Annotated in this window: 7 protein-coding genes; 4 read left to right on the forward strand and 3 right to left on the reverse strand. The window is 23.6% G+C overall.

The annotated features are described in order from the left end of the window. Position 1: 1 nt before the first annotated feature. Positions 2-1,765, reverse strand: coding sequence for a FapA family protein (locus BGI42_RS08865; protein ID WP_069679969.1), 1,764 nt, complete (start codon positions 1,763-1,765; stop codon positions 2-4). Positions 1,766-1,930: 165 nt separating this feature from the next. Between BGI42_RS08865 and BGI42_RS08870 the strand changes: the two genes are divergently transcribed. Next, positions 1,931-2,182, forward strand: a complete 252-nt coding sequence (locus tag BGI42_RS08870) for a hypothetical protein (protein WP_069679970.1) — start codon at positions 1,931-1,933, stop codon at positions 2,180-2,182. A gap of 22 nt (positions 2,183-2,204) precedes the next feature. Here BGI42_RS08870 and BGI42_RS15970 read toward each other — a convergent pair whose 3' ends face one another. Beyond that, a complete protein-coding gene (locus tag BGI42_RS15970) occupies positions 2,205-2,369 on the reverse strand; it encodes a transposase (protein WP_125461018.1) in 165 nt (54 codons plus the stop codon). Between the two features lie 115 nt (positions 2,370-2,484). Further along, positions 2,485-3,915 (reverse strand): CHAP domain-containing protein, encoded by a 1,431-nt coding sequence (locus BGI42_RS08875; RefSeq protein ID WP_069679971.1) that lies wholly within the window; start codon positions 3,913-3,915, stop codon positions 2,485-2,487. A gap of 455 nt (positions 3,916-4,370) precedes the next feature. On the opposite strand from BGI42_RS08875, the gene BGI42_RS08880 reads away from it, so the two are divergent. The 3 genes from BGI42_RS08880 to BGI42_RS08890 all read left to right on the forward strand — a co-directional run bounded on the left by BGI42_RS08880 (position 4,371) and on the right by BGI42_RS08890 (position 12,980). Then, the gene (locus BGI42_RS08880; RefSeq protein ID WP_192875368.1) at positions 4,371-8,330 is read left to right on the forward strand and encodes a bifunctional diguanylate cyclase/phosphodiesterase; all 3,960 of its coding nucleotides are present in this window, start codon (positions 4,371-4,373) and stop codon (positions 8,328-8,330) included. 555 nt (positions 8,331-8,885) lie between these two features. Continuing rightward, positions 8,886-12,035: an EAL domain-containing protein gene (locus BGI42_RS08885; protein ID WP_069679972.1), complete on the forward strand. Its 3,150-nt coding sequence runs from the start codon at positions 8,886-8,888 to the stop codon at positions 12,033-12,035. 225 nt (positions 12,036-12,260) lie between these two features. Further along, entirely contained in the window at positions 12,261-12,980 is a 720-nt protein-coding gene (locus tag BGI42_RS08890) for a tRNA 2-thiocytidine biosynthesis TtcA family protein (protein WP_069679973.1), read from the forward strand. Positions 12,981-13,043: the final 63 nt, after the last annotated feature.

The following is a 13,043-nucleotide window of genomic DNA, read 5'->3' on the forward strand; positions in this document are numbered from 1 at the left end:
GTTAAGATTTACTGTATGCCGATTTAGAAATTTCAATGCTCATAAAATGTTCATCATAATAAACATTAATATTCTCTAATTTTTCTTCTAATATCATTGAAGATTTACCAAAGCAGAATTTTGTATTTGGATAAGCAACAACTGCACTTATCCTTCCCTTTCTTGGCACTTTTAAAGTAGTAAGTACACAAGCCGTGCTACCTATTATTCCAGTACTTATATTTCCTTCTGCTTCTAGTACTCCCCCTCTAGCTACCGAATCTGACTTAGTAAATATTATATCTTTCATAGCATTTAAGTAAGATGTATATTCTCCATTACCATTTATTATTATATTTCCTGTAGATTTTATATAACAATCCTGGCAATAATTTATTCTTACATCTAAAGGTACTATCATACTTTCATTATAATATTCTAACTCATTTTCTAATACATTATTAAAATTATTTAACTCTTTAATAGAATTTAAATTACACATTCCATTCATTAAAACTTTATCTCTAATTAAATCTACCAATTTATTATACCGTATTTTATTCTTTATATTAGTAGATACTATATCTAACGATAACTTCTTGAAATCTTTAAATTTATCATCTATTACCAAATTCAAAGTTGTTCTGAAGTCAAATTTCATTTTTTCTAAATTAACTTGTTTCATAATATTGATTAGAAATTCAATATTATGTTTATATAAAATTAAAAGTTCAGAATAATCTTTTTTTTGTAAGTCAATTTGTCCACATAATATTTTAGAATTAATTGCACTTCCTAGTATATTAATTTCACCACCAGTGACTACCTTTGAAGTATTAACATTATGACTAACATCTAAAGCTCCTCCAGCATTAACACTCATATGATCATCAACACTATTATAAACTTCAATATCTCCATAAAAAGTAATATTACAGGTTTCCATATTTACACTTTCTACAGAATATACAGGATTCACTCCAATACTTCTATTTAAGATATGAGCTTTACCATCTATTAATGCTATAACATTATTTCCTTCTATCTTGCATCCATTAGATGTTTTTATGGGTTCATTTCTTATATACCTCTTTTTTTTAACTTGTCCAAATACATTCATCCCATTTTTACCTTGAGTCTCAGGGATTATTTCTGCTATTTTATCTCCTGCTTTTACATTTGAAATTCTAAATAAATTTTTATAATCTACTCTTTCTTTCGAATCTGGATCTGGAAAAAACATTTTTGTTGGTATAAATAATGGTTTTATTTCTGCTGGTACATCATCTACTGCTTCATCTCCATTAGCAACAATAATTTTTTCCCCATTACTTTCTGTTGCAATTTTTAAAGCTTCTTCATTAATTCCATATTTTACTCCTTTTTGTTTTAGTATATCTTTTAATTCATTTATGCTAAAAAATTCTGGATATTCTTCTTTTAATACCTCTGTAGCCAAAACTAAATTTAAAGAACATTGTTTATCTTTAAGTGTATATTCTATTTTGGGTACATAATTTACTACTACAAATGCTTTCATTTTATCTTTTGATATATCAACTATAACTTCCTTTTTTGCTTCTGTACTTACATTTTTGCATTCTATTTCATCACTTACTTTAACTTTATAAATATTATTTGCCTTACAAAGTTTCTTATTTATATACACTTCTACATTTTCACATACTTTTATGGTTATAGGTTGATATTCTATAGAACTTAGATCTTTATCAACCGTATCTACTATTACTATTTCCCCATTAACAACTTTAGCTCCAAATTCCATACTCTATTAATCCCCCAATTAATATTAATTTTACTAATGAACTTATTTATTGTATTATATCAAAAATTTAACATAACATTAATTATTTATACATATAAAAATATTATTAATCATATATTAAATCATATAAAGTTAAATTTTTTAATATTGAGAGGTTAAATAATTATGGAATTAATGTATGTTAAGTATAAAAATAATATGAAAACAACTACTATAAAAAGTAATAATAAATTAATCCAAACTAAATCAAAAGTAATACCTTTAAAAAATAAGAATAAATCTGTAAATAAAAAAACTCCATATAATAATATATCTATAAATAAAATAGTAAATGACGATAAAATAAATGCAGAAATAACTAATTTCTTTTTTAATACTGTTCATAAAAATTATTTGCGTAATAGAAAAAACTACTAATGGTGTGACTTATGATCATTTTTTATTCTTTACTGATACTCATGATGCCTCTATAAATAGCAATCCATCTTTGAATTCTCTGATATGCTACTCCAAGGCTTCGTGCTACTTCTTCAAAACTAACTACATTATTTAATATATTTTGAACAATTATCAATTTCACATCATTAGAAATTTTTATTGACATAAAAAATACTCCTCCTTATGATAGACATTTTTATTATTTCATGTGTCTACCATAGGAGGAGCATATCAATCTATTATTATTTAGATATAGTTTAACTTTTTTCTTATTCTGTTAATTAATAATTTGGTTCATCTAAATATATATATCCATATAAATCTTGTATATTATATAATTCTCTATATTTAAATAATGATCCATGCCAAGATGATTCTGATATATATACCTTACCATTTTCTATTTTTTCAACTACTGCAACATGTCCATATCCACCTGAACCTGCTAAAGAAGACTTCCATACTGCTAAAGCTCCAACTTTAGGTTTATTTCCAGTCTTATATTTTCCTGTTTTAAGATTGGCTTGCCACCACTCATATCCATTTCCTGTAAAATTTACATCAATTGGAGCTTTTCCTGTAAGCTCCCATATACGTCCCCATGCATACCATGTACAATTTCCTATTATTGGACTTCCATCACTTTTAAAAAATGGTGGTGAAAGCTTTATTTTGTAAAATATATTATTATTAGAATAATAATATTTATTATCTAAAGATGGCGGTACTGTTCTTTCTTCTCCAAATTCTACATTGAAATCATCTTTATTATTTTCTTCTATTTCTTCTTCGTTATCTTTTTGTATTTCTTCTTCGTTGTTTTCTTTTATCTCTTCTTCAACATTTTCATCAAAATTATTGTTAGTATCTTCATCAAAATTATCATCTTCAGTATTTATAAATTTTATCCACTCACAACTTGACCATCCTGTTAAATCTTTATATGAAATTTTATAGAAACCATCCACCTCATTTCCTATAACCTGTACTTTACTTTTTCTAGGAATAGTTCCTAATATTTCAGATGAAATTGATGGTTCTTTTCTTATATTCAACGGTGCACTTTCTGTTAAAACATATCCTTCTTTAATTTCTTCATTGCTTGTCCCATCGCTTTCTATTGAACCAGATATTTCTTTACTTATCAATTTCCCATATTCTGAGAAATCATATGACTCACCATCAATTACTAATTTTTCTGTTATCATTTCACCATTAGAGTTAAAATAGTAAATATCTCCATTATGATCTAACCACCCTGTATACATTGATCCATCATTTGATAAATAGTACCACTTTTCATTCATATCCTTTAACCATCCTGTAGACATAACACCACAGCTTGATAGATAATACCATTTATTATTATCTTTTAACCAACCTATATCCATTGATCCACGTGTAGATAAATGATACCATTTATTATCACTTTCTTTAAACCAGCCTACTTGCATAGTACCACTAGTATCTAAGTAATACCATTTATTATTATCATGTAGCCAACCCGTACTCATAATTCCATTAGAATCAAAATGATACCAATTATTATCTATGTTTTTCCATCCAGTTACTTTAATATTATTTTCAATCCAATTCCATTTATCTTTTGAATCCTTTTGCCATACAGCATATGCAGTAACAGAATTTAAACTTAAAAACATGGTAATTGTTAGAGATGTAAGTATTATCTTTTTTAGATATCTTTTTTTCACCTATTTTTTCTCCCCTTAAGTCAATTATTAATATATGTTGTCATTTGTATTAAAATATATAATATTATTTTTAATAATTTAATATGTCAAAAATAATTATATCATATATTATAGAAATCTTTGAGTTACTTTCCATAATATTTTAATTATTTTTAAACTTTTCATTAATATTTTTACATAATTTTTTATAATATTTATACATAATTTTTTATAATATTTATACAATACTTTTTTAATTAAATTTAAACTATCATTTTAATATATATTTTTATAATATATTAAAATATCTCTTTTAATAATTCATTAATTAACATAAAAGTGTTTTTATTATAATATTTTCCTAAATATTATAATATGCTATACTAAAATTGTTATAAACTGATTTAATTTTTATATTATTAAAAACACTATTATTTACTTATATAGATTTATTTATGTGAAAGAGAGGACTATATATGGATAAACTTGTTCAACAAGCAGAGATGTTCGCAAAAAAAATAGTACATACTTACTTTATAGAAAAAGATTTTAAAACTATACTTGGAAATATTGATGAGAGCAATATCTCTTGGATAAGAACAGGTTCGAAAGATATTCGTAATAATATAAATGAAGATTTAGATATTTTTCATCTTGAAAAAGAAAGTTGTAATTTAAAATTTCAAATTGAAAAAGAAATCTATGATAGTACCATTATTTCTGATGATGTTATTCTAGTATTAGGGAAAATCACTTATAGAAGCTACCTAAAAAGTAAAAAATTAATTAAAATCCCTACTCGATTAACTTTATTGTGCAAATTAATAAATAATGAATTTAAAATTTGTCATATTCATAATGCTGTTGTAAATGTCCCACAAAAATATGATGAATTTTTTCCTGAAACCCTAGAAAAATACACTTACAATCTTCTACAAAAAATTCTAGAAGAGAAAACTATTCAAATTGAACATATAACAAATAGCATAGATGGTGGGATTGCTACTATATCTTGTGATAATTTTTTTTCAATTAATTATGCAAATGATGGTTTCTATAAATTAATAGGTTATACTCGTGAAGAATTTAAAATTTTAATGGAAAATCAATTTATTAAAATACTTAATAAGGATGATATTCTTAAATTAAATGACCAATTATTAAATAACTCATCTATTAATAATAATATAAAATTTGAAATTAAAATACAGAAAAAAAATGGAGAAATAATATGGATTTTATTAAGTGGAAATAAATTTTTTACTGAAGATAACTTTGTTGAATTTATTTGTATACTTGTTGACATTACAGAATTCAAACAAATTCAACATGATTTAGAATTAGAAAAAAAACGTTATAAAATAATCGCTGAACAATCAAATAATATATTGTTTGATTATGATATTCAGACTTGCAAAATGGTATATTCAATTAAATATACTACAATTACAGGAAAAGATTATAATGTTCCTAATTTTATATATGAAACTCTAAAAAGTAATTTAATCTATAAAGATGATGTACCTAAATTTTTAAGATTAATAAGATTACTTTCTTCTGGGAAAGATTTTATATCAATTGATATTAGAATTAATACTGTTGATGGTAGTTTCAAATGGTTTAGAATTCAAGCTACTGTATTATTTGAAGAAAAAGAACCAATTAAAGCAATTGGAAATATAGTAAATATAGATAAAGAGAAACGAGAAACTGAAGCTTTAAAATTAAAAGCTAAACTTGATCCCCTTACTAAAGTTTATAACAAAGTAGTTACTAAGTCTTTAATTAAACAATACATAAGCACATCGGGTAAAGAAAAATGTCATTGTCTTATGATTATTGATATTGATAATTTTAAAGCTGTAAATGATAATCTTGGACACATGTTTGGTGATTCAGTTCTTTCTGAAGTTTCATCTAGCATAAAAAAAGTTTTTAAAGAGTCTGATATAATAGGCCGTATTGGTGGAGATGAATTTGTAATTTTTATAAAAAATATTAATTCATATGAACTAATATCTGAAAAAGCTAATGAACTTTGTGAAAGTTTCAAAAAGATATATACTGGTGAAAATAATAATTTTATAATTTCTTGTAGTATAGGTATATCTATGTACCCTACTCATGGTATTACATATGATGAGTTATTTAAGAAAGCAGATATGGCTCTATACAGTTCAAAAAACAATGGTAAAAATAAGTTTGAATTTTATTGTAATAAATTAGATTCTTTTAGCAAAAGCAAAAATCATTTTCTTAATTATTACACTGAAAATGAAAGTTATAAAAGATTTAGTCATATATTTGAAAATGACTTTTGTAATTATGTTTTTGACATAATATCAGAAACTAAAGATGTGAATAGCGCTATAAATTTAATTTTAGCTAAAATAGGTACTTCATTTAAATTAAGTCGTATAAGTATATTAGAAACTTCTAATAATGATAGTATTCTTGGTGTAACTTATGAATGGTGTGATAAAAATATTCTATCTTCAAAACATATTATGCAAAACTTAGAATTTAATAATTGGAAAACTTATTTGAATAATTTTTATTATGGAAAAAATCTTAATTGTTCTAATATTTATACTTATAATTTACCAAATAAACTAGAAAAAATATATGAAGACCTTAAAAATAAGTCTATTTTTCAAAGTCCAATTCTTGATAATGGTAAATTTAAAGGTTGTGTTTGTTTTGATATTTGCTATGAAAATCATATATGGACAGATTTTGAAATTGAATCTTTTACATCTATAACTAAAATAATAAGTTCCTATCTATTAAATATGCGTACTAAAGAACTTTTAGAAGATGAAAGATTATTAACTCAAGCAGTAGCTAAAAATCAAAGTTTATATACTTATATGTTAGAACCAGATTCATATAAACTCATATATTTAAGTCCTAATACTAAAGATTTATATCCTAATGCCAAAGTTGGTGAAGTGTGCTATAAATCCATTGGAAAAAATGATAAACCTTGTAAATATTGTCCCCTTCCTGAACTTTATAAAAACAAACAAAAAAGTAGTACAATAGAATTTTACAATGATTCTTTTGATGGCTGGATTAGCTCTACTGCTTCTGAAATAAATTTATCATTAGATAGAAAAGCTAACTTAATTTGTTTTTCTAATGTCACTAGTTTTATTGACAGGATAACATCAAAAGATTCATTAACAGGAGTTCTTACTTTATCTAAATTTGAAGTAATTGCAAAAAATTTATTAACAAGTATATCTAATACAAAATTTGCTCTTATTTATTGTGATATTAATAGATTTAAATATATAAATGAAACTTCAGGACATGCTATTGGCAATAAAGTTTTAATTTACTTTGCAAATTTTGTTTCTTCATTTTTAGATAGTGATGAGCTCATTTGTAGAGCTTCTGCTGATAACTTTATTTTGCTATTAAAATATGACAATTTAAAAAATTTAAAAAATAGGTTTAAAATCTTTAATGAAAACTTTATTGAGGCTCAAAAAAATTATTTTAATAATTTAAAAATTCCAATTATCTGTGGAGTATATTTAATACATTCAAATGATACGGATTTATCTTTAATAATAGATAGTGCTAATATTGCAAGAAAAACTATTAAAGGTTCTCATAAGAGTCGATATGCTTTATATGATCATAAGCTACATTTAAAAATTACTAAAGAAAAAGAAATTGAAAATTTAATGTTTTCTTCATTAGATAATAATGAATTTTTAGTATATTTACAACCAAAAATTGATCTTTTAACGAAAAAAATAGTTGGTGCAGAAGCATTAGTGCGGTGGATGAGTCCAAACAAAAAACTTATACCTCCAAATGACTTTATTCCTCTATTTGAAAAAAACGGCTTTATAACGGAATTAGACTTTTATGTATATGAAGAGATTTTTAAAAAAATGAACTCTTGGATAAATTCTGGTAAAAAAGTTATCCCTATATCTTTAAATGTTTCTAGAGTTCATATAAATGACATTGATTTTATCCCAAGATTAAAGAAATTAACTAAAAAATATAATGTTCCAACTAATTTAATAGAACTTGAATTAACTGAAAGTATCTTCTTTGATGATATTAAAGCCTTACTTAAAGCAATCACTAGTTTAAAATCTCTTGGATTTACTTGTTCTATTGATGATTTTGGTTCTGGATATTCTTCGTTAAATCTTTTAAAAGATTTACCTATTGATGTACTAAAATTAGATAAAGAATTTTTTCCTAATTCATCTATAAATTTCAAAGAAAAAGTAATAATATCTAATATAGTTAAAATGGCTCAAGATTTAAATATAGTAGTACTTTCTGAGGGCATTGAAACAAAAGAACAGGCAGACTTTTTAACAGAGATTGGTTGTAATATGGCTCAAGGATTTCTTTTTGATAAACCTATGCCTATAGATATATTTGAACAAAAACTTTGGAGCTAGATAAAAATATATGAAAGTGGTTACACCACATTTTAGGTGAAAGTTGAGAGTTATAGTAAAAACGTTAAGTTTTTTAAAAATATATTTTAAATTCTATTTTTAAAATTTTTACTTAACTCTCAATTGTTCATTCTTAGTTCTTAATTAATATTTAATTCATTTGATTTTCAAAATTTAAAACTCTTATAAGTTCCCACAAAATAAAAACACCTTTCTATAATCAAAAAATTAAGTTCTATAATTTACATAAAACTAATTTTCTCCTAAATGAACTTAAAGCACAATGAAAAAAATAGTAAGTCTATCTGCCAGTATATTTTCTCTCATGCTACGTGAACAAAATCCCATAATAGGTCCACTATGATAATACTTTATCTCCTTGCCTACTAAAAAATATTCATAGTAGTTTTGAACTTGTTATTTTATTTCATATGCCTAATTAAAATTCACTTTTATCATTGATAAATTGCACGTTAATAATAACATGTAAATATAATGAATTAATGGATTTATTATGTTTGTATACTATTACTTAATAAAAAGAGAGGAAATAATATGAGTAAACTTAAAGATAAAATAACTTTTTTATTAAACCCAATATTAAATAAGTTTTTAATAAAATTGTTTTATAATTCTAATCTTTGTGGATTAGCATTAATTAATTTTAATAATTCTTTTGATATATATTATGCTAACCCTGAATTTTTCAAGATTCTAACACTAAAAAAAGATAAACTTAATAAAGATTACAAAAATGACATTCTTTCTATTATTCACCAAGATGATATTCATTTATTCAATGATATTTTCTTAACTAAACATAATGTTGGAGATAATATTAAAATTGAATTTAGAGTTAATTTTAATGATGATAAATTTAATTGGTTACTTTTAATTGGACGTTGTATATGTAATAAAAATAATAATTGTCAATTTATATGTATTCTTAATGACATAACAGAAAACAAAAATATTCAACAAAAATTAGAACTAGAAAATTTAAAATTAAAAGTACAATTAGATCCATTAACTAAATTATATAATAAAACTGCTAGCAAAATTCTAATTGAGGATTCAATTAAACTTAATTCTTCTAATTCCTATGCTCTTATGATAATTGATATTGATAATTTTAAGTGTATAAATGATAATCTAGGTCATATGTTTGGTGATGAAATTCTTTTAAAAGTATCTAAAACTTTAAAATCTTGCTTTAATAATTGTGATATTATAGGACGCATAGGTGGAGATGAATTTATAGTATTCCATAAAAATTTTAACACTATTGAAAATCTATCTAACAAAGCATATGAAATATGCAATTCCATGAAAAAAATAAATATAGATTTAAATCATAATATTTCTTGTAGCATAGGTATATCAGTTTTTCCAAATGACGGTGATAACTATTATGAACTTTTTGAAAAGTCCGATCATGCCCTTTACTTAGCTAAAAGATACGGCAAAGATTGTTTTGAACTTTATGATAAGAATAAAATGGACATTTTTAAAGAAAGTGATATTTTTAATTTCCACTCAAAAAATAATTTATATAATAGATATAATAATACTTTTAGAAATAAATTACTCTCTTATTCTTTTGATATATTATCAGAAAGTGATAATATAGATGAAGATATAGTATTAATTCTTTCAAAAATAGGTGAATATTTTAATTTAAGCAGAATAAGCATACTTCTATATTCAAATGAAAATCATAATTTTATAATTACACATGAATGGTGTAATTGTAAAACAGAATGCTATGAAGATGAATTTAAAAATCTATTTTTCAATGATTGGATTTATTATTTTTCTAAGTTTAATGATGATGGAGTATTTATTTGTAATGATTATTATAGCCTTAACTTACCTGAAAAAAATAAAACTCTATATAATAAGCTTAATGTAAAATCTTTTTTACAATGTCTAATAAAAAACAATGGACAAATTGAAGGTTCTATTAATTATTATAATTGCTGTGAAAAACATTTTTGGACAACAAATGAAATGAAATTATTTACTTCAATAACTAAAGTAATAACTTCCTATTTATTAAAAATACGTGCTACTAAATATCTGGAAAAAGAAAAACTTTTTTTCCAATCAATAACAAACTCCCAAAATCTATATACCTATGTTTTAAAAGACAATAGTCATGAATTATTATATATGAGTCCAAACCTAAAAAATATATTTTCAAATGCAAAATGTGGTGAAATTTGTTACAAAACTTTTTTTAACAGCCATATTCCGTGTATGCATTGTCCATTATCTAAATTAAATAAAAATACACCTAATAATACAGTTGAATTTTTCCATCCTATCCTAGAAACTTGGATTAGTTTAACGGCTTCAAAAATAAAATTACCAAATAATACTAACGCAAAATTAATTTATTTTTCAGATATAACAAATTTCTTAGATAGAATCATCTCTAAAGATTCTTTAACAGGTTTAATTACATTGCCTAAATTTGAAGTTATGGCAAGTGAATTATTAAATAAAACTAATAATAAATATGCCTTAATCTATTCTGATTTTGATAAATTTAAATATATAAATGAAACTGCTGGATATTCTGTTGGAAATAAAGTTTTATTTAAATTTTCTTATATCATTTCTAAATCCATCTATAAAGATGAATTAGTATGTAGACCTTCTGCTGATAATTTTTTAAGTTTAATAAAATATAAAGATATTGATAGTTTAAAAAGTAGACTCATAGAATTTAATGATCAGATCATAAAGCTTCAAAAAGAAGAATTCAACCACTTAAAGATTTCTATAATTAGTGGAATTTATTTGGTAAACAACGTAAATGATACCTTAATTTCAATGATTGATAAAGCAAATGTAGCTAGAAAAACTATTAAAGGTTCACATAAAAGCCAATTTGCTTTTTATGATTCTAAACTTCATATAAAATCTACCAAAGAAAAAAAGATAGAAAATCGAATGATGGATGCATTAGAAAACAAAGAATTCACTATTTATTTACAGCCTAAAATAAATCTATCTAATAAAAAATTAGTTGGTGCTGAAGCTCTTGTCCGCTGGATTGCCCCTAATAATACAGTATTCTACCCTGCAGATTTTATTCCATTATTTGAAAAAAACGGCTTTATAACTGAATTAGATTTTTATGTATATGAAGAAGTTTTTAAAATGTTAAAAAATTGGATAGATAATAAATTAAAGATTATTCCTATATCTATAAATATTTCAAGAGCTCATATAAATAGTGATAATTTCATATCAAGACTAACCTCTTTAATAAAAAAATATGATATTCCAATGAACTTAATAGAATTAGAGCTTACAGAAACTATTTTTCTCGATAATATAAAACAAGTTTTACAAGTCGTAAGAGAATTAAAAAATCTTGGTTTTACTTTTTCAATAGATGATTTTGGAGCTGGATATTCTTCATTGAATATTTTAAAAGAATTACCTATAGATGTATTAAAACTGGATAAAAGTTTTTTCCCTAAAAATACTATAAGTAACAAAGATAAAATAATAGTAACTAATATTGTGAAAATGGCAAAAGAACTCAAAATAAATGTCTTATGTGAAGGAGTAGAAACACAAGAGCAAGTAAACTTTTTAAATGAAATTAAGTGTGATATGGTTCAAGGATACTTCTTTTCAAAACCTATTCCTATAAATAAATTTAAAGAAGAATTCATTCTAAATATGTAATAAAGTTAATTTACCAATTTACTTTAAAATATAAAATTTAAATCCTATAAGATAAAATCAGGGCTCATCTTATAGGATTTTTGTATTTAATAAAATTCTAATATAGTAACTGATATAATAAATATAAAAAATCAACTACAATATTACTTAATAATAAATATCTTTAAATTCTGTTTTTTCTATACTATAATTACTTATACAGAATTTTTAGGAGGAATATACTAAATGCAAAAACTTCTTAGTAAAATGCGACAAGCAATAAATGATTTTGATATGATACAAGATGGTGATAAAATAGCAGTTGGACTTTCTGGTGGAAAAGATAGCCTAACTCTACTACATCTTTTAAACACATATAAAAAATTTTCGCCACAAAAATTTGATCTTATAGCAATTACTTTAAATCCTGGAGATGTAGATAACTCACCACTACATACTTTATGTAAAGACTTGAATATGCCTTTTTATGAAATACAAACTGATATAAAAAAAATTGTATTTGATTTAAGAAAAGAAAAAAATCCTTGTTCTTTATGTGCAAACCTTAGACGTGGTGCATTAAATGATAATGCTGAAAAATTAGGTTGTAATAAAGTAGCACTTGGACATCATAAAGATGATGCTCTAGAAACACTTATGTTGTCAATGTGTTATGAAGGAAGAATTAATTGTTTTTCACCAAAAACAGTTATGCACAAAAATACAATAACCTTAATAAGACCTATGATTTACATAGAAGAACAAAAAATTAAAACAGTTGTTAAAAAATATAATTTCCCTGTTATAAAAAACCCTTGTCCTGCTGATGGTAAGACTAAAAGACAAGATATTAAAGAATTAATTAGTGATCTAAATAGTAAAATACCTTGTTTTAAGAAAAACCTTTTTGGTTGTTTAAACAATTCTGATCAACTTTTTATTTGGGATAAAGAAATGATTAAGTAAAGAGATGTATGTTTAAAAGCATACATCTTTTATAATATATATAACTAAATAATAATTACTATT

The organism is Clostridium taeniosporum, assembly GCF_001735765.2.
Lineage (GTDB): Bacteria > Bacillota > Clostridia > Clostridiales > Clostridiaceae > Clostridium > Clostridium taeniosporum.

What these genes read in the sequence shown, in the direction of transcription:
- BGI42_RS08870 (WP_069679970.1), top strand. Translation starts at nt 1,931, where the DNA reads ATGGAATTAATGTATGTTAAGTATAAAAATAATATGAAAACAACTACT.
- BGI42_RS08865 (WP_069679969.1), bottom strand. Translation starts at nt 1,765, where the DNA reads ATGGAATTTGGAGCTAAAGTTGTTAATGGGGAAATAGTAATAGTAGAT.
- BGI42_RS08890 (WP_069679973.1), top strand. Translation starts at nt 12,261, where the DNA reads ATGCAAAAACTTCTTAGTAAAATGCGACAAGCAATAAATGATTTTGAT.
- BGI42_RS08885 (WP_069679972.1), top strand. Translation starts at nt 8,886, where the DNA reads ATGAGTAAACTTAAAGATAAAATAACTTTTTTATTAAACCCAATATTA.
- BGI42_RS08880 (WP_192875368.1), top strand. Translation starts at nt 4,371, where the DNA reads ATGGATAAACTTGTTCAACAAGCAGAGATGTTCGCAAAAAAAATAGTA.
- BGI42_RS15970 (WP_125461018.1), bottom strand. Translation starts at nt 2,369, where the DNA reads ATGTCAATAAAAATTTCTAATGATGTGAAATTGATAATTGTTCAAAAT.